Annotated in this window: 20 protein-coding genes, 1 tRNA gene, 1 other RNA gene and 1 pseudogene; 11 read left to right on the top strand and 12 right to left on the bottom strand. The window is 67.0% G+C overall.

What is annotated here, in order from left to right; all coding sequences use genetic code 11:
* The coding region (locus tag IT540_RS12040) for a division/cell wall cluster transcriptional repressor MraZ (protein ID WP_291177859.1) at positions 1 to 441 on the bottom strand (441 nt) is incomplete at its 3' end.
* 349 nt (positions 442 to 790) lie between these two features.
* On the opposite strand from IT540_RS12040, the gene IT540_RS12035 reads away from it, so the two are divergent.
* A complete protein-coding gene (locus IT540_RS12035) occupies positions 791 to 1,774 on the top strand; it encodes an alpha/beta hydrolase (protein WP_291177856.1) in 984 nt (327 codons plus the stop codon).
* 162 nt (positions 1,775 to 1,936) lie between these two features.
* On the top strand, positions 1,937 to 2,347 hold the full coding sequence (locus IT540_RS12030) for a dihydrofolate reductase (RefSeq protein WP_291177853.1): 411 nt from the start codon (positions 1,937 to 1,939) through the stop codon (positions 2,345 to 2,347).
* Positions 2,348 to 2,598: 251 nt separating this feature from the next.
* On the opposite strand, the gene IT540_RS12025 is transcribed toward IT540_RS12030, so the two are convergent.
* From IT540_RS12025 to IT540_RS12000, 6 genes are all read right to left on the bottom strand, one after another.
* Complete coding sequence (locus IT540_RS12025; protein ID WP_291177850.1) at positions 2,599 to 2,883, bottom strand: hypothetical protein; 285 nt, start codon at positions 2,881 to 2,883, stop codon at positions 2,599 to 2,601.
* A 106-nt stretch (positions 2,884 to 2,989) separates the two neighbouring features.
* Positions 2,990 to 3,250 carry a hypothetical protein gene (locus IT540_RS12020; RefSeq protein WP_291177847.1) on the bottom strand — a complete coding sequence of 87 codons (261 nt, stop codon included), beginning with the start codon at positions 3,248 to 3,250 and terminating at the stop codon, positions 2,990 to 2,992.
* Between the two features lie 154 nt (positions 3,251 to 3,404).
* An RNA gene (gene rnpB, locus IT540_RS12015) (RNase P RNA component class A) lies at positions 3,405 to 3,782 on the bottom strand.
* Positions 3,783 to 3,846: 64 nt separating this feature from the next.
* The gene (locus IT540_RS12010) at positions 3,847 to 5,196 is read right to left on the bottom strand and encodes a glycerate kinase (protein WP_291177844.1); all 1,350 of its coding nucleotides are present in this window, start codon (positions 5,194 to 5,196) and stop codon (positions 3,847 to 3,849) included.
* Positions 5,197 to 5,384: 188 nt separating this feature from the next.
* Positions 5,385 to 6,170, bottom strand: coding sequence for an N-acetylmuramoyl-L-alanine amidase (locus IT540_RS12005; RefSeq protein WP_291177840.1), 786 nt, complete (start codon positions 6,168 to 6,170; stop codon positions 5,385 to 5,387).
* Positions 6,167 to 6,895, bottom strand: a complete 729-nt coding sequence (locus IT540_RS12000) for a TerB family tellurite resistance protein (RefSeq protein WP_291177837.1) — start codon at positions 6,893 to 6,895, stop codon at positions 6,167 to 6,169. Before IT540_RS12000 ends, IT540_RS12005 begins: the two co-directional genes overlap by 4 nt.
* A 115-nt stretch (positions 6,896 to 7,010) precedes the next feature.
* Between IT540_RS12000 and IT540_RS11995 the strand changes: the two genes are divergently transcribed.
* Positions 7,011 to 10,670 carry a hydantoinase B/oxoprolinase family protein gene (locus tag IT540_RS11995; RefSeq protein WP_291177834.1) on the top strand — a complete coding sequence of 1,220 codons (3,660 nt, stop codon included), beginning with the start codon at positions 7,011 to 7,013 and terminating at the stop codon, positions 10,668 to 10,670.
* A 95-nt stretch (positions 10,671 to 10,765) separates the two neighbouring features.
* A pseudogene (locus tag IT540_RS11990) lies at positions 10,766 to 11,479 on the top strand (protein-L-isoaspartate(D-aspartate) O-methyltransferase).
* 56 nt (positions 11,480 to 11,535) lie between these two features.
* On the opposite strand, the gene IT540_RS11985 reads toward IT540_RS11990, so the two are convergent.
* A complete protein-coding gene (locus IT540_RS11985; protein WP_291177831.1) occupies positions 11,536 to 12,126 on the bottom strand; it encodes a class I SAM-dependent methyltransferase in 591 nt (196 codons plus the stop codon).
* A gap of 252 nt (positions 12,127 to 12,378) precedes the next feature.
* On the opposite strand from IT540_RS11985, the gene IT540_RS11980 reads away from it, so the two are divergent.
* Positions 12,379 to 13,212 carry a pentapeptide repeat-containing protein gene (locus IT540_RS11980; protein WP_291177828.1) on the top strand — a complete coding sequence of 278 codons (834 nt, stop codon included), beginning with the start codon at positions 12,379 to 12,381 and terminating at the stop codon, positions 13,210 to 13,212.
* Positions 13,213 to 13,284: 72 nt separating this feature from the next.
* Here IT540_RS11980 and IT540_RS11975 read toward each other — a convergent pair whose 3' ends face one another.
* From IT540_RS11975 to IT540_RS11965, 3 genes are all read right to left on the bottom strand, one after another.
* The gene (locus IT540_RS11975) at positions 13,285 to 14,055 is read right to left on the bottom strand and encodes a HAMP domain-containing sensor histidine kinase (protein WP_291177824.1); all 771 of its coding nucleotides are present in this window, start codon (positions 14,053 to 14,055) and stop codon (positions 13,285 to 13,287) included.
* A gap of 197 nt (positions 14,056 to 14,252) precedes the next feature.
* Positions 14,253 to 14,723: a DUF2852 domain-containing protein gene (locus IT540_RS11970; RefSeq protein ID WP_291177821.1), complete on the bottom strand. Its 471-nt coding sequence runs from the start codon at positions 14,721 to 14,723 to the stop codon at positions 14,253 to 14,255.
* An 83-nt stretch (positions 14,724 to 14,806) separates the two neighbouring features.
* Positions 14,807 to 15,262, bottom strand: a complete 456-nt coding sequence (locus IT540_RS11965) for a MarR family transcriptional regulator (protein WP_291177817.1) — start codon at positions 15,260 to 15,262, stop codon at positions 14,807 to 14,809.
* Between the two features lie 179 nt (positions 15,263 to 15,441).
* On the opposite strand from IT540_RS11965, the gene IT540_RS11960 reads away from it, so the two are divergent.
* Positions 15,442 to 16,266, top strand: a complete 825-nt coding sequence (locus IT540_RS11960) for an alpha/beta hydrolase (RefSeq protein ID WP_291177810.1) — start codon at positions 15,442 to 15,444, stop codon at positions 16,264 to 16,266.
* 165 nt (positions 16,267 to 16,431) lie between these two features.
* The gene (locus IT540_RS11955; RefSeq protein WP_291177806.1) at positions 16,432 to 17,412 is read left to right on the top strand and encodes a tetratricopeptide repeat protein; all 981 of its coding nucleotides are present in this window, start codon (positions 16,432 to 16,434) and stop codon (positions 17,410 to 17,412) included.
* Positions 17,413 to 17,418: 6 nt separating this feature from the next.
* Here the strand turns inward: IT540_RS11955 and IT540_RS11950 are convergent, their stop codons facing one another.
* Positions 17,419 to 19,686 (bottom strand): EAL domain-containing protein, encoded by a 2,268-nt coding sequence (locus IT540_RS11950; RefSeq protein ID WP_291177804.1) that lies wholly within the window; start codon positions 19,684 to 19,686, stop codon positions 17,419 to 17,421.
* A 204-nt stretch (positions 19,687 to 19,890) separates the two neighbouring features.
* On the opposite strand from IT540_RS11950, the gene IT540_RS11945 reads away from it, so the two are divergent.
* The 4 genes from IT540_RS11945 to IT540_RS11930 all read left to right on the top strand — a co-directional run bounded on the left by IT540_RS11945 (position 19,891) and on the right by IT540_RS11930 (position 22,101).
* A complete protein-coding gene (locus IT540_RS11945; protein ID WP_291177801.1) occupies positions 19,891 to 20,448 on the top strand; it encodes a thioredoxin family protein in 558 nt (185 codons plus the stop codon).
* Between the two features lie 33 nt (positions 20,449 to 20,481).
* Positions 20,482 to 21,216, top strand: coding sequence for a ceramidase domain-containing protein (locus tag IT540_RS11940; RefSeq protein WP_291177798.1), 735 nt, complete (start codon positions 20,482 to 20,484; stop codon positions 21,214 to 21,216).
* A 77-nt stretch (positions 21,217 to 21,293) separates the two neighbouring features.
* Positions 21,294 to 21,380 (top strand) — tRNA-Leu (locus IT540_RS11935).
* 139 nt (positions 21,381 to 21,519) lie between these two features.
* Positions 21,520 to 22,101 carry a flavodoxin domain-containing protein gene (locus tag IT540_RS11930; RefSeq protein ID WP_291177795.1) on the top strand — a complete coding sequence of 194 codons (582 nt, stop codon included), beginning with the start codon at positions 21,520 to 21,522 and terminating at the stop codon, positions 22,099 to 22,101.
* Positions 22,102 to 22,250: the final 149 nt, after the last annotated feature.

Below are 22,250 nucleotides of genomic sequence, written 5' to 3'. Positions count from 1 at the left end.
TCTGTGCTCCTGGGCCTTCTCGCGGGCGCGTGTTCGCCGCTCCTCGAAGGCCTGCGGAGCCCACATCTGAAACTTGTCGCCAAGGCCGACAAATGTGACCTGATCCTGAAGACCGGCATGGCGGCGACGCGCTTCAGGAAGGACGATACGCCCGTCGCCGTCGATGCCGAGAACCTGGACGTCGCCGTAGAGGGCGACAGAGAGCTCGTCCCGCTCGTCCGAATAGTCCGGCAGGCCTGCGAGAAGCCCGTCGATCTTTTTCGCAAGTCTCTCGCCGCCTGCATCAAGGGCCGGAGCATCGATCGAGGGGTAGCAATAGATTCCGCCGACGCTTCCCTGGCTGTAGCCGTCGCGCTCGAGCACGGCGCGGAAAGGCGCAGGGATCGAGACGCGTCCTTTGACGTCGATCTTGTTGGTGAATGTCGAGACAAAGCGGTCCATCCCCTTTTCGAGCCTCGCTCAGTAACGCCACTTCAGGAACGCTCTGCTGGACATCCGAAACTAACGGCGGGTCCGACGGGACCCGCCTGCACCCCCGCGCCCGGGCTGGGCCGTGGCGGTCGCTCGTGCTTCGGCCCTCTCTCGAAGCAGGCGCCACGACCACGGGCCCTTGCCCGGTGCGGACGGGCTTATATGGGATGCCATGGTTCGTTATGGGCGTCAATGGATCGTTAAGGAATTAACAGGGCTGAAAGCCCGTATTCGCGGGCTTTGATGTGCACCCGATGATCGCCGCGGGGAACGAAACGAGGCCCTTTCCTCGGCTTGTGCGGCGCACGATATTCACCATGTGGCGACTCACGGAGACGAGCGGGTGAGGGAGCGGCGGCGCCGGCAGAGAGCAGCGGTCATCGGCGCGGCCATGGCAGGCGCCATGCTGATCGGCCTGAGCGAGCGGGCGGCACCGGCCCCCGAGCCCCTGGCCGCCGAGGCTCCGGGAAACCGCATTACGCTCGCGCTCCCCGATAGTCCCCCCGTCGCCCTCTACTACGAGGAGTACGGCAGCGGTCCGCCGCTGCTTCTGCTGCACGGCCTCGGCGAAAGCACCTTCACCTGGCACGAGATCCTGCCCGCCCTGGCCGCGCGCCACCGCGTCATTGCGCTCGACCTCAAGGGCTTCGGGCGGTCAGACAAGCCGGACGACGACGCTTATTCGGCCGATGATCAGGCGGCGCTCGTGGCCCGTTTCATTCTCGAGCGCGATCTCAGGAACGTGGTCGTCATCGGCCATTCGTTCGGTGGCACGGTGGCGCTCCGCACGGCGCTTGCCAAGGGCATCGCGGGCACGGGCCGCATCCGCCGCATCGCCGTCATCGGCGCGCCGGCCCTGCCCCGCGCTACGGCGCGCTACCTCGACCTCGTGATGGCTCCGCTGATCCCCGATGCCGTCGCTACCGTCCTGCCGGCGGATGCGGCCGCCCGCTTCCTGCTCAGGGAGGCCATGGGCGGTCGCGTCCCGAGCGAGCACACCGTGGAGGGCTACGCGGCGCCCTATCGCGAAAGAGGCGCCATCCGCGCGTTCTTTGCCACCGCCCGCTCGATCATCAACGAGCACGACGCCGACGCGGTGGCCGCGCGCTACAAGGGCGTCAAGCAGCCCGTACTGCTGGTCTGGTGCCGCAAGGATCCCATCGTGCCGCTGCGCGCGGGCCGCCAGCTTGCCGCCGCCCTGCCGCGTGCGCGCCTCGCGGTCATCGAGGGCTGCCACCACCTGCCGCAGCACGAGCGTCCTAAGCAGCTTCTGAAGACGCTCGGCCCTTTTCTGCGCAATTAGGCCATGATCGCTTCGGACCCTATCAGTCCGAAGCGTGAATCATAGGTCCAGTCAAAATCTGCTGCCTCCGGTGGCCGCTTGAGCAAAGCCCGAGGATCGACTACCAGTCCCCGACGTTTGTGAATTTTGCGAAGCGAGGAGCGCGGGCGACCGCGAACAGGAATGGCTGACGTACGCTGCATCTGCGCCATCGGGCTGAGCGGCCAGTTGGGCTTGCACGGCGGTCTTCCCTGGGAGGGCGATCCTCGCCCCGAGTTCCGCGCCGACGTGGAGCGCTTTTTCGAGATCACGCGCGGCCACGTTCTGATCGCGGGTCCGAAAACCATCGCCTCCGTGCCGGAGTTTGCCTACGCCGAGCGCACCATCCGTGCCATCCGCTCCCACGAGAAGCCGGAGGACGTCCTCGCCCAGTACAAGGACCGCGTCGTGTTCATCGGCGGCGGCCCGCCGGTATGGGACGTCTACGCGCCGTTCATCATGCACTGGGACATCACGCGCCTTCCCTACGACGGGCCCGCCGACCGCTGGTTCGATCCCAGATGGCTGCTGACCGGGAAAGGCCGCCCGCTTTGAGGGGTCGACGCCTTTCGCCCCTGGAAGCTTGCGTAGACCCCGGCCTTCGCCGGGGTGACGTCGAGGGTGGGCGGTCGGCCTCCGCAAACTGACGTCATGCCGGCGAAGGCCGGCACCCACGCAAATGCCCACAACCGCGCCGGTGGAGATGCGTGCAGCCATCTCAACGGACGACGCGATCCAGCAAAAAGCCGCCCCTTCGGGAGAAGGAGCGGCGTGATTGTCTCGGGAGGCGAAGCGGTGCGGCGGCATCAATCGTCGTCGCACTCGATCCGCTCCTTGTAGCGTCCGCGTCTCCATTTGCGCTCGATCTCGCAGTTGGGCCCGTAGAAGTCCGGCTCGTCCACGAAATAGCTGCCGTACGGGATGTAGACCTCATAGGCCGGCACGCGGTAGGTCGGCGCGCTGTAGTAGCCGCGGTAGTCGCGCCAGTGGCGCGACGAGTAGTAGTCATCGTCGTCGTCCCAGTCCCCGCCCGCGAGCGCGGGCTGGGTGACGGCGGCGAGCAAAGTCAGTCCAATCACAAGGCGTTTCATGTGACCATGCTCCTTGATGTGCCGCGAAGAACAGGAGCCGATGAGAGGGCGAGCCTCCATCCCCTGTCAAATGGGAGACGGCGCTATGGTGCACAAGCTCCTGTCGTCAGTCCCGCCAATGCCGAGGACCACGGCACTTGATGCGCTCGTAGTAGTCGCCGTCGGTCTCCCACTCGCGCGTGATCTTGCAGGGGCCGTCCCGGTACTCCTCCTTCACGTCGCGCCCCATGGGCCCGTAATGGGCGGAGATCCGATCGTAGAGACTGGGACCCGGACCGCCCGGCCCATCCTTGAGGTTCTCGTGGTCGGCGAGCGCGGGCGCAGCGCCGAGCATGAGGGCCGCAGCCAAAGGCAGGATCAACTTCATCTCGAGCATCCTTCTTGTGGTGATGGGGACGAGGGGTTAACGCACGCCGCGGCCGATGGTTGTGCCGCGCCACGCATTGGGAAAAGTGGAAGCTAAAACAAGACTATGGCGATTGTGCATCGCGCGCCGCCTGAGGCAATAGGTGTCAGGAAGATTTGCCAGCCGGCCTGTAAGCCGGGTTCTGTCGGGGACGGCCATTCATCTGGGACGCCCATTGCTGGGCGCCTCGAGCAACCAACCCGGGTGACGGGCGTGAAGACGCGCCTTCGTGCCGGGTTTCCCCGCACGCGGCCACCCCTATTTGGTCTTGCTCCGGGTGGGGTTTGCCGTGCCGCTCCTGTTGCCAGTCGCGCGGTGCGCTCTTACCGCACCGTTTCACCCTTACCGCACCGGCCGAAGCCGGCGGGCGGTCTGTTTTCTGTGGCACTTTCCCTGGGGTCGCCCCCGGCGGCCGTTAGCCGCCACCCTGTCTCCATGGAGCCCGGACTTTCCTCCACCGTCTTGAGACGGCAGCGGCCGTCCGGCCGGCTGACAGGGGACATAAGGGGCCTCTTTCACCCCGCGTCAAGGGCTGCCGCCTGTCGGGCAGGCCGAGGTCAGTTCGGCTGCAGCTTTTGCCGCCGCAGGCTGAGTTCGACCGCGGCCCGCGTGAGCCCCTGGACGCGCTTGGCGCGCAGGAGCTGCCGGACCGGCTTGTTGCGCTTGGCCACCGGCTGCACGAGTGCGGAGCCGGTCCCATTGAGATGGTCGGCGGACTCGGCCCGCGGCGCGTGCGCGGGCTCGGACAAAGACGTTCCGGCCGCCATCTGCTGGCCGAGAACGACGAGGCGGGCCACGCGCTCCGCCGCGTCCTGCAGATACTGGCGCGATTTCTTGATGGCGACGTCGAGCGGCATGGCGTTCGGCGTCGCGCTCTCGATGGCGTCGATGCCGTGCAGGAACACGCCGTTGGCGTCGTCCGCAAGCCCGCCGCCGATGGCAACCACCGGCACGCCGTGACGGCGCGCGGACGTCGCCACGCCCGAGGGCGTCTTGCCGAAGGCGGTCTGGAAATCGACGCGGCCCTCGCCCGTGACGGCGAGTGCAGCGCCCTTCATGTGGTCGTCGAGCCTGGTCGCTGCCACGACCAGCTCCACGCCGCGCTTGAGCTCGGCGTTGGCGAAGGCCAGGAGGCCGGCACCCATGCCGCCGGCCGCGCCGGCACCGGGCCGTTCCGCGACGTCGGCGTGCAGATCGCGCTTCATCAGCGCGGCGAGATGGCCGAGGTTGCGGTCGAGCTTCAGCACCATCTCCGGCGTCGCGCCCTTCTGCGGCCCGTACACGTAGGAGGCGCCCTTGTCGCCCGTCAGCGGATTGGTGACGTCGCTGGCCACGCTGATCTTGACGCTCGCCAGCCCGGGATTGATCCAGCGGCTGTCGATGGCGAAGATCTCGTCGAGGCGCCCGCCGCCCAGCGGCTCGGTGATCGGCGCGCCGTCCTTGTCGATGAAGCGTACGCCGAGCGCCTGCGCGAAGCCGACGCCGCCGTCATTGGTGGCCGATCCGCCGAGCCCGATGATGATCTCCTCGACGCCGCGGTTGATGGCGTCGGCGACCAGCTCGCCGGTTCCGAACGTGGTGGCGCGCAAGGGATCCCGCTCGGCCTTCGGCACCAGCGGCAAGCCCGAGGCCTCCGCCATTTCGATCACGGCCGTGCGCCCGTTGCCGAGCAGGCCGTAGGAGGCGAGCACCTTCTGTCCCAGCGGCCCCGTGACCGCGCACTTGACGATGCGTCCGCCGGTTGCGTCGACCAGCGACTGCACCGTGCCCTCGCCGCCGTCGGCCATCGGCACCTTGACGTAGGTCGCGTCCGGCCACACGCGGCGCAGGCCCGTCTCGATCTCGCTCGCCACCTCAAGCGAGGTCAGGTTCTCCTTGAAGGAGTCCGGGGCGATGACGATCTTCATGGACGTTTCCCTTGTGATTTTATGCTCGGTCCGCCGCCCGGTTTATTTTTGGCCGGACCTCGTCCCACAATGCAACAAACAGCCGCGGCAGGGCCAGCGTGCCGCGCCGTGAGAAGCGTGTTGTGGTGAAGTGTACGGGAGAGCCACCGACAAGCCGTTTACATCGCAAGATTAATTTTCAGGTTTAATCAGGCGATGGCGCCGTCTTTGCGGCAGTGCGGGGCGAGCCGCGACAGCGTGTCCAGGGTCGAGCGGTCGAGGGCCCCGTCGCAGCGCCCCTGCCGGAAGTGGAGCTGGAAGGCGCGCACCACGATCTGCATCTCGAGGTCGAAAGCGCCGTCCGGATCGACTTTGTATCCGTAGCCCGCCAGCAAACCCCTGGCCTGGCCGACTTTCGGCTCGTGGCAGCCGAGCGGCACACCCGTGTCCTCGTCGTCGATGGGAGCCGGTGCAACCCAATGGCCCACGCCCTCGCGGGCGAGCCAGGCCCAGTCGAACTTCTCACCGGGGTCGATCTTGCGCCCCGGCGCCACGTCGGAGTGCGCGAGCACACGCTCCGAGGCAATTCCATGGCGCCGGATGATGTCGCGCGCCAGCGCCGCCACCGCGCGCATCTGCGCGGGCGGAAAGTCGGGATAGCCGAGCATGTGCCCCGGGTTCTGGATCTCGATGCCGATCGACGCCGAGTTGACGTCCGTCTCCCCGGCCCACGAGGAGACGCCGGCATGCCACGCGCGCGCCTCCTCGGCGACCATCTGGATGATGCGCCCGGCCTCGTCGACCACGTAGTGGCAGGAGACCTTGCAGTCGGGACGCGACAGCACGTCCAGCGCGCGCTCGACCGTCGGCAGCCCGGTATAGTGCAGGATCAGGATCGAGGGTTTGTGGCCCGGCCGCCGGGGTTCGATGTTGGGAGAGGGATAGAGGTCCGCGACCAGCAGGCTGTCGGGCCGCGCGATGAGATCGGGGCTCACGCGCTCCCTCCCTCGACGTGCTGCACGCGCGTGATGGCCTCGTAGGCGGCATTGATGGCCGCGAGCTTCACGGTGGCGGCCTTGATCAGCGCCGCCTGCGCGCCGCGCGCGGTGAGGCGGTCGGGATGGAAGCGCTGCACGAGCTCGAGATAGCGCACGCGGATCTCGTGCGGCGAGGCCGTCGGTGCCACGCCAAGCACGTCGAACGGATCGTTCATGTCGCGTACGAAAGGCGCGCGGATCTTCTTGAACTCGTCGCAGGTGATGCCGAACGCGTGTCCGACCGTGCGCAGGAACGCCTCCTCCGCGGGATGCAGGATCCCGTCCGCGCAGGCGATCATCAACAGGCACTCGAGGACGTTGAGCTTGATCTCGGGCTCGTCCTTGAGCATGCGCGCGATGCTCTCCGCATAGCTCTCGAAGCCGGCCGTGTCCTGGCTCGCGAGCTCGTAGAGGCTTCGGATGCGCGGGAGCTCGTCGGGTGTGGGCTCGAAGAAGCGCTCGAACGTCTGACACTCGACCTTGACCGCGACGCCGTCGGCCTTCGCCATCTTGGCGGCGAGCGCGATCACCGCCGCCGAGAACGCAGCGGTCTGATGAGCGGGCCTGGGCTGGATGAGACGGCCGAGTGCCGGCCACCAGCGGCCGACGAGGTTCGCGAGCCGGGCGCGCAGGGACTTGTCCCGCGCCGGCTCGATGTAGCTGGAGAGGCAATCGAGAGGCATGGAAAACCCATACCCGCTTCCGGGCCGCGGATGAAGGACATGGACTAAATTTCATGATCGATTGACTGAGGGGCCGCCCGCCGATAGCCACGCACCATCGAGTAAGGAGCGCGTGATGGGGCACGGAGGCGGGGCGTGGCAGTTCTGGATCGACCGCGGCGGCACGTTTACCGATATCGTCGCCGTGGCGCCGGACGGCCGCCTCTCCGCGCTGAAGCTGCTCTCCGAGGCGCCCGGCCTCTATGACGACGCGGCCCTCGCGGGCATCCGCCGTGTCCTCGGCCTCGCGCCGGACGCGCCCATCCCGGCAGACCGCATCCGCGCGGTCAAGATCGGCACCACGGTCGCCACCAACGCGCTGTTGGAGCGCAAGGGCGAGCCGACGCTGCTCGTCATCACGGCCGGCCTAGAGGACCAGCTCGAGATCGGCACCCAGGCGCGCCCGGACATTTTCGCGCGCCGCATCGTGAAGCCCGACATGCTCTACGAACGCGTCATAGGCGCCGTGGAGCGCGTGCGCGCCGACGGCACCATCGAGACGCCACTCGATGTCGCAAAGCTCGCGGCCGATCTTGCCGCGGCGCGCCGCGACGGCTTCGCAAGCGTCGCCATCGTCTTCATGCACGCCTACGCTTTCCCCGAGCACGAGCGCCAGGCCGCGGCGCTCGCGCGCGAGGCGGGCTTCACGCAAGTCTCGGTCAGCCACGAGGTGGCACCGCTGATCAAGATCGTGCCGCGCGGCGACACCACGGTGGCCGACGCCTACCTCTCGCCGGTGCTGCGCCGCTACGCCGACGGCGTGGCGAGCGCCTTCACCGGCGATCTCGCTGCGCGTCTCCTGTTCATGTCCTCGTCCGGCGGTCTCCGCACACGCGCGCCTTTCCACGGCCGCGACGCGATCCTCTCCGGTCCTGCGGGCGGCGTCGTCGGCATGGCGGAGACGGCGCGGCGCGCGGGCTTCACGCGCGTCATCGGCTTCGACATGGGCGGCACATCGACCGACGTGGCGCACATGGCCGGCGACTACGAGCGCACCTTCGAGACCGAGGTTGCGGGCGTCCGCCTACGCGTGCCGATGCTGCGCATCCACACCGTGGCCGCGGGCGGCGGCTCGATCCTCTCCTACGACGGCGCGCGCCTCCAGGTCGGCCCCGAGAGCGCGGGCTCCGATCCGGGTCCCATGTGCTATCGGCGCGGCGGCCCGCTCACCGTCACCGACGCCAATGTCGTGCTCGGCAAGCTCGACCCTGCGTTCCTGCCTAAGGTATTCGGTCCCTCCGGCGACGCCCCGATCGACGCCGACGCGCCGCGCACCGCCTTCGCGGAGCTCGCTCGTAAGATCGGCGACGGGCGCACGGCCGAGGAGGTGGCGGACGGCGCCATCCGCATTGCCGTCGAGAACATGGCCAACGCCGTGAAGAAGATCTCCGTCGCGCGCGGCTACGACGTCTCGAGGTACGTATTGAACGGCTTCGGCTCCGCCGCCGGCCAGCACGTCTGCCTGATGGCCGATACCCTCGGCATGCGCCAGGTGCTGATCCATCCGCTGTCCGGCCTGCTCTCCGCCTACGGCATCGGCCTCTCCTCCGTCCGCGCCAGCCGCGAGCGATCGCTCGAGATGCCGCTCGACGACTTCGGCCTCGCCGCCGCCGAGGCTTTGGTCGAGACGATGAGCCGCGAGGCCGCGGATGAGCTGACCGCGCAAGGCGCTTCGCCCGAATCGATCCGCACGACGGCACATCTCCATCTTCGCTATGAAGCCACCGAGGTCGCGCTGCCTGTTCGTTTGGCGGCGAGCGTGAATTCCCCTCCCCACAAGGGGGAGGGGAATGACGGCTCTCCAATCGTCGACCTCCGCCGTACGTTCGAGGCGGCGCACGCGCAACGCTTCGGCTTCGTCTCGCCGGAGAAGCGCATCTTCATTGCCCTCGTCGAGGTCGAGGCGGAAGCCGCAGGCGACGAGCCGGACATCGCGGACCAGGCCGCCGACCGCCCGCCTGCGGCGCCAATTTCGCGCACACGCTTTTATTCGCAAGGCGCCTGGCACGACGCTCACGTCTTCCAACGTGACGCGCTTGCGATCGGCCAGACCGTCGCCGGCCCGGTCATCGTCATCGAGGCGAACCAGACCGTCGTCATCGAGCTGGGCTGGTCCGTAGAGATGTCACCGCGCCGCGATCTCGTCGTGACGCGCGTCTCTGCCAGGCAACGCCAAAAGGTCGGGCTCGACGTCGATCCTGTGCTTCTCGAGATCTTCGGCAACCTGTTCATGGGGATTGCGGAGGAGATGGGCGAGGCGCTGCGCGCCACCGCGCAGTCGGTGAACATCAAGGAGCGCCTCGACTTCTCCTGCGCCATCTTCGATGGCACCGGACAGCTCGTCGCCAACGCGCCGCACGTGCCCGTCCACCTCGGCAGCATGGAGAGCGCGGTCGAGACCGTGATCCGCGAACGCGGTGCAGTCCTCGCGCCCGGCGACGTCTACATGCTGAACGCCCCCTATGCGGGTGGCACCCATCTGCCGGACATCACCGTCGTCACGCCCGTCTTCCTCGACGGCGCCGGCAACCCGGCATTCTATGTCGCGAGCCGCGGCCATCATGCGGACATCGGCGGCACCGCACCGGGCTCTATGAGCCCCGACGCCACCACCATCGAGGAGGAAGGCGTCTACATCGACTGCGTGCCGCTCGTCCGCGACAACCGCTTCCTCGAGGCCGAGACGCTGGCGCTGCTCACCGACGCACCGTATCCGGCGCGCAACCCGGCGCAGAATATCGCCGACCTCAAGGCCCAGGTGGCCGCCAACGCCCGCGGCCGCGCCGAGCTTTTGCGTCTTGTCGGAGAGTTCGGCGCCGACGTGATCGCGAGCTACATGGCGCATGTGCAGGCCAACGCCGAGGAGGCCGTGCGCCGCCTCATCGGCCGCCTGCAGGACGGCCGCTTCCGCGCCGAGACCGACGGCGGCTGGGCCATCGAGGTCGCCGTCCCCATCGACCGCGCCCGCCGCTCGGCCAAGGTTGACTTCACCGGCACCTCGCCGCAACAGCCGACCAACGTCAACGCGCCGGAGCCCGTCGCGCGCGCAGCCGTCCTTTACGTCTTCCGCGTTCTGCTCGACGCGCCGATCCCGCTCAACGCCGGCTGCCTGCGCCCCATCGAGATCGTCGTGCCGGAAGGCTCGATGCTGAAGCCCGCCTATCCGGCCGCCGTCGTTGCCGGCAACGTCGAGACCAGCCAGGTCATCACCAATGCGCTGTTCGCGGCCCTCGGCGCACTCGGCTCCGCCCAGGGCACCATGAACAACCTGACCTTCGGCAACGACAAGCTGCAGTACTACGAGACCATCTGCTCGGGCGCACCTGCCGGCTTCGACGCCGACGGCAACGGTTTCGACGGCGCCGCCGCCGTGCACGTCCACATGACGAACACGCGCCTCACCGATCCCGAGATCCTGGAGAGCCGCTATCCCGTCGTTCTGGAGCGCTTCGCCATCCGCCGCGGCTCGGGCGGCAAGGGACGATGGAAAAGCGGCGACGGCACGCTGCGGCATATCCGCTTCCTCGCACCCATGCGGCTCGCGATCCTCTCCGGCTTCCGCAAGGTCCGCCCGTTCGGCCTCCTGGGCGGCGCGCCAGGCGAGGCCGGCCGCAACCTCGTCCGCCGCCGCGACAGCACGACGGAGGAGCTGGTCGGTGCCGCGAGCGCGACGCTCGACACCGGCGACGCCATCGTCATCGCGACGCCGACCGGCGGCGGCGTTGGTGCATCATAACCGGGTCCATGTTCCCTCGGTGCTCCGATGCCCTGCATCTCACGGCGTGATGTCGTATAGTCTCTGCGAGCTTGCGCTAGAGCGTAAGGATAACGATGCGGGCCATGGTCTCGGCGATGGCGGTGATGGGTCTCTCGGCGGCAGCGCTTGCGGCAGAGTTCAGCGCCGAGCGCGGCCGCATGGTCGACGAGATCACGGCCATGGCCACCTCCGTCGCGCGCGAGACGGGGGTTGCGGAGTTCACGCCCGGCGTGCTTGCCGCCCTGGAGGCAGTGCCGCGCCATGAGTTCGTACCTAGCGATCAGCGCCACTCAGCCTATCGCAACCGCCCGCTTCCCATCGGCCACGGCCAGACCATCTCGCAGCCGTTCATCGTCGCCATGATGACCGAGCTGCTGCGCGTGAAGCCGTCGGACCGCATCCTGGAGGTGGGGACCGGCTCCGGCTACCAGGCGTAGGTCCTCGCCAAGCTGGCGCGGGAGGTCTACTCCATCGAGATCATTCCGGAGCTGGGCGAGACTGCCGTCGCCGCACTCAAGCGATTGGGCTACGACAATGTGACGACGCGTATCGGCGACGGCTACCAGGGCTGGCCCGAGCATGCGCCGTTCGACGGCATCATCGTCACCGCCGCGCCTGACCACATCCCACCGGCGCTGATCGAGCAGTTGAAGCCGGGAGGCCGCCTCGTGATCCCCGTCGGCGAGCTGGTACAGGACCTGATGGTGGTCGAGAAGAAGCCGGACGGCACGACCACCAGCACGGCCGTCGTACCCGTCCGCTTCGTACCCCTGACCCGCGAGCGGTAGCGCCGTTCCTGCTGAGACGGCATCGTGCCGTCCCCTCACTCGGAAGCGGGAACAGCCTAGTCCGCCAGCACCTCCCGATGCGTGTCCTTGCGCACGATCCAGAGATAGACCGTGCGGCCATCGACGCGCTCCGACCTGTCCGGCTCCCAGCTTCCCATGTTGAAGCTGTGCGACACGATGCGCGTGCCGGGCTTGAGACGCATCAGCGCCGGCCTGAGCTTCAAGTTGATCGATCCCAGCAGATACATGGTGATTACGGTCGCTTGGCTGAGGTCCGTCTCGAACAGGTCCTGCTTCTGGAACGTGACCTTGTCTGCGACCTTCTCGCGCTTCGCGTTCTCGTTGGCTTCGATGACGCGCTGCGGATCCAGGTCCACGCCCTGGGCCTGGATGCCGTATCGCTTTGCGGCCGTTATGGGGATGCGGCCGTCTCCCGATCCGAGGTCGAGCAGCACGTCGTCGCCCTTGATCTCGGCCATCTCGAGCATCTTGTCGACGACGGCCTGCGGAGTCGTAAAGAACGGCACGTCGAGCTGGCGCGCGGCCACGCGGCCGGGTATCGCGGCCGCAAGGAAAGCGGCAACGACGGCCAGCCCGCCGACGAAGCGCAGCGACGCCAGGCGAGCGCGGCGGAAGAAGAAGGGCATCCGGGGTCCTCCCTATTTTTTGGCGACATGGCAGCGGCCGCATCGCGCCGCGCCGCGTAATGTTACTCCAACACAGGTACGCGAAAAGAGCGGACGGGCTGCGGTCGCAACGTACGGCAGAAAGAGAACGTATTACGGCGTCCGGCGCCCTGGATTTCGGTCACGGCGCTTGCAGTCCCGCCTCCGCTTGGGGAATCATCCAGTCTGGCAAGAGTCGCGGCTGGCGGGCTGCGGCGGAGATTGAACAAGATCATGGCGGCTGTTCGTCTGCGGCAGGGACTGGCATGCGCGGTGGCGCTCGCGCTCGGCGCACAGGCCGCGCGCGCGGCCGACGAGAACGTCTCGCCCACGGCCGACTTCACGGTACGCGAGATCACCCAGCAGCTTTTCAAGGCCAAGCCCGGCGAGCGCCTGGACTATGCGGGCCGCGACCTGACCTACCTCGATCTCTCGGGTCTCGACTTCAAGCAGGCGCGGCTCGCGCGCACGGATCTCTACGGCGTCGATTTCACGGGCTCCGATCTCAAGGGCGTCGACATGTCCGATTCACGCCTCGACCGCGCCGTTCTGATCCGCACCGATCTCTCCGGCGCCAACCTGCGCGGCGCCACCATCTTCCGTCCGACCGTCTATGCGGACATGCAGAACAACCACGCCGATGCACCGCGCTTCGCGGGCGCGAACCTCACCGGCATCCGCGTGCAGGCGGACCTCTCGGGCGCGGATTTCCGCGGCGCCGACCTCACGTACGCGGATTTCAGCCCGCTCGAGGCGCGGCCCGGACAGGGCACGCTCGTCACGCTCGCGCGCAACGTTCTGAAGTCGTGCGACTTCTCGGGCGCCACTCTGCGCCATGCCGACCTCACCCGCAGCGTGCTCATGTTCTCGAGCCTCGTCGGCGCGGACCTGACCGGCGCCCGGCTGATCGAGGCGGATCTGTCGAAGGTCGATTTCTCTGGCGCCAATCTCGCGGGCGCCGACGTGACGGGGGCGGACTTCGACGGCGCCAACCTCTCCGGCGTCAAGGGCCTGGAGACCGTCAAGGGCCTCGATCGGGCTGTGAACCTCGACAAGGCATTCCGCTAGGCATTCCCCCCCTCTCCTTTTGGGAGGGGCCGAAGGTGGGAAACCCGACCGTCGTTTCTGTCAGGTGCGCCTCTACGACGCCTGTGCGAGCACGGTCTCGTGCGCGCCCATGAGCGGCAGCCTTGCCGTGAAGCGCGCCCCGCCAAGAGGGGAGGGGCCGACGAGAATATCCCCGCCGTGCGAACGCACGATCTGCCGCGCGATCACAAGCTCGACCCGGCATCCGATCTGCATCGAGGGTGGCGTGCTCATGTAGTACTGCCACGCAAACACGTCCGGCCGCGCGCTGCGCGGAACACCCGGCCCGTCGTCATCGACATGGACGACCAGCGCGGACGTGCCGTGATCGCACGACACCGACGCCCACGTGCCGTTGGCGAGCGCGTTGTCGACCAGGATCTCGAGCGCGCGGGAGAGAGCCGGCCGGCTGGCGAGCGTTTGGATGTCTCTTGGCCTCGCGTCCAGCTTCAGCCGCGCGCCGTCGGGCCGCGCGGCGAGATCCTTGAGGAGCTCGGTGACATTGACGGGCTCGAGCTGCGCGACGGCAGGCGCAGGGCGGGCGAGCTTGAGCGTATCGTCGAGCATGCCGACGAGGTCGTCCGTCGTCGTCGGCGGCCGGGCCGTCCCGGCATCGGCGGCGCGCTTTGCGGTCCGGCAGCACGCCCGCAGCTTGGCGGGCAAGGCTTCTCCCGCGAGAAAGGCGACGGCGGCGAGGCTGAGAAGAGCGTAGGGGGCAACGGCGCGCACGACATCGAGGTCGTCGCCGCCAATCGCAGTCAGCGCGAGAACGAACGCAGCAACAGAGGCGAGGATGCAGCCGGCGACCCCGCGGCGCACGAGCATCGAGCAGTCTCCAGACGGAGTGGCCCCAACGATTGGTGTCCCAACCTATCGGCAGCCTGATGAGAAAACCGTTACGGGGGGCCAAGAATTGCCGGGCTACTCAGCAGAAATATTGTTTCGTGACTGTTAAAGGTCAGGCACGCGAAAAAGGCCGGTCCTTGCGGCCCGGCCTGGCGTGTTTTGAAGCCCTGCACGTGTCAGGTCTGTTGCGGGGGTGAGCTTCCCTCCGGACGGTCACCCTCGCTGTCGTCGGGCGTCGGACCCGCGGGCCGGTTCTTCCGCTCGGCCATGAACTGGTCGAACTCGGAGCGGTCCTTGGCCAGGCGCAGGCGCTCCAGGAAATCGCGGAACTCGCGCTGCTCGTCCTCAAGCCGCTTCAGCGTCTCCTCGCGATACTCGTCGAATGCGCGGTTGCCGGAGGGCGGGAAGCCGGCCCGTCCACGCCAGGCGTCGCCGCCGCCGCGCCGTTCCCATTTGTCCGCGAACCGCTGCTGCCAGCGCGCGCGGTCACCGTAGCTGCAACCCCATCCTCGTCCCATGCGTCCACTCCAGAGAAGAAAGGCCAGGATCGCGAGTCCCAGCGGCCAGAACAGAATAAAGCTCACCACCATGAGGCCGAGCCACGCCGGCCGGCCCAACTCGTCGAGCTTCAGAACCATGTCGTGCATGCATCAGCCCTCATGTGAATGTTTATCACATTAACATACTTGGGACAGAGTGGATCCCTCGTCAAGGGGCAGGTGGGGAATCTTTACGAGGATGCTAGGTGGGGCGCGGCCTTCGAGACGTTGTCGCGCACGGCGTTGATCTCCGCCCGCAGCTTTTCCATGCCCGCGCTCCCGCACCCGAACGCCTTCAGCATCTGCCGGGGCACCTCGGCGAGCCTTTTGCGCAGCTCCTGGCCTTTCTGGGTCAGGAACACCACGACCTGTCGCTCGTCCTTGGGGTCGCGTTCGCGCCGCACGTAGCCCGCGGCCTCCAGCCGCTTCAGGAGCGGCGTCAGGGTGCTGGATTCGAGGAACAGCTCGTCGCCGATGCCGCCCACGGTCTGGCCGTCACGGTCCCACAGCACGATCATGACGAGATACTGCGGATAGGTGAGGCCATGCTTATCGAGCAGCGGCTTGTAGGCGCGCGTGATGGCGTGGTTCGCCGAATAGATGGCGAAACACAAGGCGTTATCGAGCTTCAGGCAGTCCGCGGACATGGCCGGATTCCTTCCGTCGGAGTTTCGTTCCAGCATGCGGCACATATAAATCGCGCACGATTTAATCGCAAGCGCTTGACAAGCGGATCGGAGGAGAATAGATAGATCGCACGCGATTAAATCGTGCGATATTAGAAAGCGGACCGAACCGGCCGCCCGCAGCCTGAAGGAGAAGATACATGACCACGTTCAAGACGAGAGACGGCGTTGAGATCTATTACAAGGACTGGGGCAAGGGGCAGCCGGTGGTGTTCAGCCACGGCTGGCCGCTTACGGCGGATAGCTGGGAATCCCAGGCACTGCACCTCGCGAACAACGGCTTCCGCGTCATCGCCCATGACCGGCGCGGCCACGGCCGCTCGAGCCAGCCGTGGGACGGCAACGACATGGATCACTACGCCGACGACCTAGCTCAGCTCATCGAGAAGCTGGACCTTCGCGACGTCATCCTGATCGGCTTCTCCACCGGCGGTGGCGAGGTGACCCGCTACATCGGCCGCCACGGCACGTCCCGCATCGCCAAGGTGGCGCTGGTCTCCGCCGTGCCGCCTCTCATGCTCAAGACGGCGGACAATCCCGACGGCCTCCCGATCGAGGTGTTCGACGGCCTCCGCGCCGGCTCCATCGCCGACCGCTCGCAGCTCTACAAGGACATCGCCTCGGGTCCGTTCTTCGGCTTCAACCGGCCCGGTGCCAAGGTCTCCCAGGGCGCGATCGACAGCTTCTGGCGCCAAGGCATGCAGGGTGGCCACAAGAACACCTATGACAGCATCAAGGCGTTCTCGGAGACCGACTTCCGCGAGGACCTGAAGAAATTCGACCGCCCTACGCTGATCGTGCACGGCGACGACGACCAGATCGTGCCCATCGGCGCCGCGGGGTTGGCGTCTGCGAAGATCGTCAAGCACGCGGTGCTGAAGGTCTACCCCGGTGCGCCGCACGGCATCACCGACACGCACAAGGACCAGCTCAACGCCGACCTCCTTGAGTTCGCGCGGAGCTGATCTGCCAATCACATGTTCGCAGCCTCGCTGGCGGCAGGCCGCCGCCGGCGAGGCTTTTCTGTTCCTGCTGGAACTGCCGCGTCGTACGCCGGCCGCCATGCTCACCCCTTGGACCAAGGATACGTCGGTGGAGCCGTTTGGCTCGCCGCGCGAAGGGAGCGAACCATGCTGCGATCAGCCCGTGCTTCGAGCCTGTATCTGAGCCTGATGGTGGCAACGGGCGTGCTCGCGCAGCCGGCCTTTGCCGGCATGAAGCAGGACCTTGCCGACTGCACGGCCGCGGACCGTAAGGCGAGCGCCGGCGCCTGCTCGCGTGTCATGAACAGCGGACGGCTGCCGCGCAACCAGTTTTATATCGGCCACTACAATCGCGGCTGGGCGCACTTCCACCAGGGCGCCCATGACGAGGCGCTGGCTGATTTCGACAAGTCCGTGCAATACAACCCCGGCTACGCCGACACCTACTTGAGCCGCGCTATCATCCAGCACGTTCGCGGCGTGCGCGATCAATCCCGCGCCGACCTCGACCTCTATCTCGAGAAAAAGGGCAAGAGCGTCGAGGCCCATCTCAATCGGGCGCGTATCTTCCGCCATCGCGGCGAGCTCGACGTCGCGTTCTCGGAGCTGCAGCGCGCCGGCGCTTTGGATCCCGACAACGCGAGGATCACCGCGCAGCGCGCCATCGTTCTGTCCGATCTCGGCGAAGCTCTCCCGGCGCTGAGCGAGGCCGAGAAGGCGGTCGCCGCCCATCCTGACGACGCAGTCGCCCACTATGCCCATGCACTGGTCGCCTTCCGCGTCGACGATCTCGCCGCGGCCGCCACATCCATAGACAAGACGCTGCAACTGAAGGAGAGGCTGCCGGAGGCGCACGCGTTGAAAGGCGAGATCCAGGAGCGGAAAGGCGAGAGCGACGCGGCGGCCGCGAGCTACCGCCGCGCGCGCCAGATCTCGTCGAAGTCCCTCGATGCCTACGTGGCGCAGGAGACGGCGCGTGCGCGATTGGAAGCCTTGACCGGCTCGGCTCCCGCTCCGGCGCACGTCGCTGCGACGGCACCCGCTCCGCCGGTGCCGGCAAGCGCCTCGGAATGCCGACGCTTCATCCCGGCCGCCGAGACGACTATCGCTGTCGATTGCGCGAAATAGCGGCGCTCAGGCTGCTGCCGTGTCGCTGGAGCTGGCGGCGCAGGGGACGCCGTTGCCGGCGATGAACTCGACCATTCTGAGCGCGGAAAGGGGCGGCGAGAGCAGGTAGCCCTGCAGATGGTTGCAGCCGATATCGACGAGGAAGTCCTGCTGCTCCCGTGTTTCAACGCCTTCCGCAGTCACGGTCACGCCGACGGCGTGCGCCATGGTCACGATCGCCTGCACGATGGACTCCGATTGTGCCGATTCCCCGAGATGCCGGACGAAGGAGCGGTCGATCTTGATCCGGTCCACCTCGAGCTTCATGAGGTAGCTGAGCGAGGAGTATCCGGTGCCGAAGTCGTCGAGCGAGATCTTCACCCCGGCCGCCCTGAGAGCCTTGAGGTTGCGCCCGGAGGCTTCCGATCCGCCGATGAGCGTGCTTTCCGTGATCTCGATATCGAGGCTCGTCGGCGGCATGCCTGTTTCGTCGAGCAGAGCCAGCACGCGCTCGGCGAAATCGTTCTGCCTGAGCTGGATCGCAGACACGTTGACCGAGACCGTGTCTACCGCCCACGCGCCCGCGACCGCGCAGGCGCGTCGCAGCACCAGATCTCCGAGCTGGTCGATCACGCCGCAGTCCTCGGCAAGTCCGATGAAGGTGTAGGGCGAGACAGCGCCGATGCGGGGATGGGTCCAGCGCAACAGCGCCTCCACGCCTGAGAGTTCGAGATCCCGCGCCGCACAGATCGGCTGAAACACCACCTCGAGCTCGTTGCCCGTCTCCAGCGCCCGGCGCAGGTCGATCTCGAGATCCCGGCGCTGCTGCACCGTATGGCTCATGTCCTCGGTGAAGAACTCGAAATGCTGGCCACCGCTCCGCTTGGCCTGGTAGAGGGCGATATCGGCCTTGCGCGCAAGCTCGCTGCGGTCGAGCCCTGCCGTGGGCGCGATGGCGACGCCGATGCTGATGCCGACCATGGCCTGGCCGCCGAGCACGTCGAACGGCCGCGACACCACGGCCACGATATCGCGGCACAGCGCCTCCACCTCGACCCGCCCCTTGATGTCGCGCATGACGATCGCGAACTCGTCGCCGCCCATGCGCGCCAGCACGTTGCCCGCCTTGAGGGTGGCGGTCAGGTGTCCCGCAAGCTCGCAGATGAGCGCGTCTCCGGCGGCATGACCGAGCGAATCGTTGACCTGCTTGAAGCGGTCGAGGTCAAGGAACACGAGCGCGAGCTGCCCCCGGCCTTGGCGGACGTCGTTCAGCGCGTCGTCGAGCCGCTCGTTGAGGAAGGCGCGGTTCGGCAGTCCTGTGAGCGTATCGTGGAGCGCGAGGTGCGTGGCATGCGCTTCGCTGGTCACGAGCTCGGTATAGGTCTGCCTGAGCTGCCGGATCAGGAACGCGATCGCAAGCGAGATCACGACGAGTCCCGCCGCCAGCACAGGAAGCACCTCTGACAGGATGCGCGCGCCGGCGAGCTTCGGTGTCCAGACGAAGCTGCCGAGGACCTCGCCCCCTTTGGTTGTCAACGGATAGGATTGCTCGTCGGGTGCGATGTCGCCCGAGCCCGAGAAGCGCACGCTGTCGAGGAAATGAGCGTTGGCGAGATCCGTGAGGAAGCTGCTGTCGAGAAAGCGCACGCTTGCGATCAGGCATTCGGTTCCGCGCGCCTGAACGACGGCGTTTGAATGGGGGACCAGCACCATGACGCTGATGGCCGCCGGCCTCCCATCCACGAAGCCGACGTCATCGACCCGGGGAATGCGTGTTTTGCCGGCCTCGTAATTGTCGAGCGCGCCGGTCGCGATGCGCTGCCGCAACTGGGCTGCGAGGCTGGCGACGGCTGCGTTCGGCGCGCGGTCGCCGACGGTCGTCTGCTTGCCGTCGGCCATGGCGTAGAGAACATTGTCGTTCGCATCAAGAACGGCGACGCGATCGTGCTTGAAGTAGTCGTACATCCAGACGCCGAGGTTGACGTCGACCCATTTCTCGTCGAACGCGTTGCGCGTGTTGATCACGGCCTCGTCCCAGTAGGCGACGCTTTCCTGATCGTAGGAGATCTTCTCGGCGCTCGTCGTGAGCGCGTAGGAGACGGTCTGGAACTGCCGGTCCTTAGCGGCCTGGTCGGCTCTCGTCGTCGACCACCACACGCCACCCGTTACAAGCAGCGCGGCGGAGAGGACGGTCAGCAGGCTGCCGATCGCCAGCACGCGCAACGGCTGGCCTGTGCGGGGCGCACCAGTGGCAAGGGCGGGCCTCGCAGACCTGTAGATTCGTGAGTTGGGCACGGCGGGACTATGTCCGGGCAGCTACAACGCTTGCCCATCAGGCTAGCCCACCGATCCTTAAGAAAACCGCGCAACATCCGGGTTAATTGCGAGTAATGCGATGCCTCGCCATGGCACGCATGGAGCGTGCAAACGCGCGCCTCGCCTTGCATTGGCGGTCGAGAAGCGGGAAAAGATCGGGTCCAACCCGGGAGCCCACCACCCATGATTCCGAAAATAGCCCGTTTTGCCTCGCGACCGTTTACCTGGTGTGCGGTGCTGGCCCTGGCCGCGCTCGGTCTCGGTATGGCGGCGCCGCATCCGTCCTCGGCCCGCCAGCCTGGGATGGCGGAGCTGTGGAACGGTGCCGAGATCGCCTGGCGCGAGATCGGTCCCGGCATCCGCGAGGCGACCCGCACCGGCAAACCTGTCGTGATGCTCTTTCACGCCTCCTGGTGCGGCTCCTGCAGGCGCTACCGCACGGTCTGGAAGGATCCGGGCGTCGTCGCTGCCTCGAAGAGCTTCGTCATGATCCTAGTCGACGTCGATTCGGACCCCGGCGCCAACGGCGCCTTTTCGCCCGACGGCACCTATGTCCCGCGCACGATCTTCTACACGACCGAAGGTGAGGTGATGAAGGATGTCGCGGGCAAGGACCCGGAGTATCCCCATACCATCGACCTCGATGATCCGGCCGAGCTGCGCACCCTGATGCAGAAGGCTGCCGGCATGGCGCCCGCGCCGCCCGCGTCCTCTCACCCCGACCGGCGTGCCGAGAACTGAGCCGTCACGCCATCTGCGAAGCGGGATGCGCCCATGAGCCTCGGCCAGAAGATCTTCATCTATTGCGAGCGCGGCCAGGACCCTTCGTTCTGGGCCGAGCCGCTCAACGCCGTCTCCAACGCGGCATTCCTCATCGCCGCTCTGGTGGCGGCGCGCGACTATGCAGCGACCTCGCCCGAGCGCCGCACTCCGGCGGCGCTGGCGCTGGTCGCGCTGACCTTCGTCATCGGTATCGGCAGCTTCCTGTTCCACACCTTTGCCACGCGATGGGCGGCACTCGCCGACACCATCCCGATCGCGCTGTTCATGCTCGCCTACTTCGCCTTCCTGCTGCGCCGCTTTCTCGGCCTCAACTGGATCTCCGTGGTGCTGGGCGTCGCGGCCTTCTACGCCGCCATCAGGTATGCGGGCACGATCCAATGCAGCTACGGCGAGCTGCTTCCGATCACGGCGCGCTCCGGCGCGCGCTGCCTGAACGGCACGGTGACCTATGCGCCGGCCTTCCTGGCCCTTCTGGGCTCCGCCGTAGTCCTTGCACGGCATCCGGCGGGCCGTGCGATCGGGCTTGCCGCCGTCGTCTTCCTGGCGTCGATGACCTTCCGCACCCTCGACATGGAGCTGTGCGAGCTGTCTCGCCTCGGCGGGCACTTAAGGGGCAGCCACTTCATGTGGCACATCTTGAACGGGCTGACGCTCTACATCCTGCTGCGCGCCGCGATCCGGCACGGCACGCCGCGCTTGCAGCAGGAGGAAGGGGCGCGGGCCTGAGCCGAGGGCACCTTGAGCTGCCGGCGGCTCCAGCGCATAAAGGCCCGCCCGGGGCGTACATCCGGGCAATCGACCTCGCGGACGTGGTGGAACTGGTAGACACACAGGACTTAAAATCCTGAGACGGCAACGTCGTGAGGGTTCGACTCCCTCCGTCCGCACCAACGATGAGCCGCCCGTCCGAGCCCCTTGGGAACGTGGCGGCATGAGGGCGCACCCTTGATCTGCGTCAACGTCCCCCGCCGCGGTCGTGGCTAGCCTCTTGCCGGCCGAATGGACGCAGCGCAAGGGATGTGGCCCGCCATGAACATCTTGCTTCTCTATTCCTCGACCGAAGGGCAGACAAAGAAGGTTGCCGACCGTGTCGCGTCGATCGTGCGCGCTGCGGGCCATGAGATCCTTGTTCACCACATGAGCTCGGACCAGGCGCCGCCGCCCATAGGCTCCTTCGACGCCGTGATCTGCGCCGCCTCCGTCCACCAGGGCTATCATCAGGAAAGCGCGACCGACTTCGTGAGCGCGCAAGCAGCCGAGCTCGGCCGCAAGCCCACCGCATTCATATCCGTTAGCCTGTCGGCCGCCATGGACGACGGCAGGGAAGAGGCCCAGCACTACGTCGATCGGTTTGTCGAGGCGACGCACTGGAGCCCGACCATGACCCTCCTGCTGGGCGGCGCCGTTCGCTTGTCGGGCTACGACTATTTCGAGCGCCAGGTCATGAAGCACATCATCATGCAAAGGGGCGTCGCCCACGACCTGAACGTCGACTACGAGTGCACGGACTGGACGGCGCTCGAGACCTTTGTCCGCGATTTCCTCGATGCCGCTCCCACGGAGGGAAAACGGCAATCCGAGGGCCTTTCGCGTCCCCACCTTTCACCCTGACGACGCCGAAGGAATCGTTTGTTCCGGCCGCCCAAGGCGCAGCCGGATCTAGGCGCGCGGGGGTGAATAAGCATTTCTGTTTTTCTTCGTTAGGGCTCCACTGCCCGGCGCTTAGCCTCGTGAATCGAGCTAACGCCACGCAAAATTCG

It is taken from the genome of Hyphomicrobium sp. (assembly GCF_020852195.1).
Lineage (GTDB): Bacteria > Pseudomonadota > Alphaproteobacteria > Rhizobiales > Hyphomicrobiaceae > Hyphomicrobium_C.
This window is presented reverse-complemented; position numbering and strand designations above follow the sequence as displayed.

What these genes read in the sequence shown, in the direction of transcription:
- IT540_RS12030 (WP_291177853.1), top strand. Translation starts at nt 1,937, where the DNA reads ATGGCTGACGTACGCTGCATCTGCGCCATCGGGCTGAGCGGCCAGTTG.
- IT540_RS12025 (WP_291177850.1), bottom strand. Translation starts at nt 2,883, where the DNA reads ATGAAACGCCTTGTGATTGGACTGACTTTGCTCGCCGCCGTCACCCAG.
- IT540_RS12020 (WP_291177847.1), bottom strand. Translation starts at nt 3,250, where the DNA reads ATGAAGTTGATCCTGCCTTTGGCTGCGGCCCTCATGCTCGGCGCTGCG.
- IT540_RS12010 (WP_291177844.1), bottom strand. Translation starts at nt 5,196, where the DNA reads ATGAAGATCGTCATCGCCCCGGACTCCTTCAAGGAGAACCTGACCTCG.
- IT540_RS12000 (WP_291177837.1), bottom strand. Translation starts at nt 6,895, where the DNA reads ATGCCTCTCGATTGCCTCTCCAGCTACATCGAGCCGGCGCGGGACAAG.
- IT540_RS11995 (WP_291177834.1), top strand. Translation starts at nt 7,011, where the DNA reads ATGGGGCACGGAGGCGGGGCGTGGCAGTTCTGGATCGACCGCGGCGGC.
- IT540_RS11985 (WP_291177831.1), bottom strand. Translation starts at nt 12,126, where the DNA reads ATGCCCTTCTTCTTCCGCCGCGCTCGCCTGGCGTCGCTGCGCTTCGTC.
- IT540_RS11980 (WP_291177828.1), top strand. Translation starts at nt 12,379, where the DNA reads ATGGCGGCTGTTCGTCTGCGGCAGGGACTGGCATGCGCGGTGGCGCTC.
- IT540_RS11975 (WP_291177824.1), bottom strand. Translation starts at nt 14,055, where the DNA reads ATGCTCGTGCGCCGCGGGGTCGCCGGCTGCATCCTCGCCTCTGTTGCT.
- IT540_RS11970 (WP_291177821.1), bottom strand. Translation starts at nt 14,723, where the DNA reads ATGCACGACATGGTTCTGAAGCTCGACGAGTTGGGCCGGCCGGCGTGG.
- IT540_RS11965 (WP_291177817.1), bottom strand. Translation starts at nt 15,262, where the DNA reads ATGTCCGCGGACTGCCTGAAGCTCGATAACGCCTTGTGTTTCGCCATC.
- IT540_RS11960 (WP_291177810.1), top strand. Translation starts at nt 15,442, where the DNA reads ATGACCACGTTCAAGACGAGAGACGGCGTTGAGATCTATTACAAGGAC.
- IT540_RS11955 (WP_291177806.1), top strand. Translation starts at nt 16,432, where the DNA reads ATGCTGCGATCAGCCCGTGCTTCGAGCCTGTATCTGAGCCTGATGGTG.
- IT540_RS11945 (WP_291177801.1), top strand. Translation starts at nt 19,891, where the DNA reads ATGATTCCGAAAATAGCCCGTTTTGCCTCGCGACCGTTTACCTGGTGT.
- IT540_RS11940 (WP_291177798.1), top strand. Translation starts at nt 20,482, where the DNA reads ATGAGCCTCGGCCAGAAGATCTTCATCTATTGCGAGCGCGGCCAGGAC.
- IT540_RS11930 (WP_291177795.1), top strand. Translation starts at nt 21,520, where the DNA reads ATGAACATCTTGCTTCTCTATTCCTCGACCGAAGGGCAGACAAAGAAG.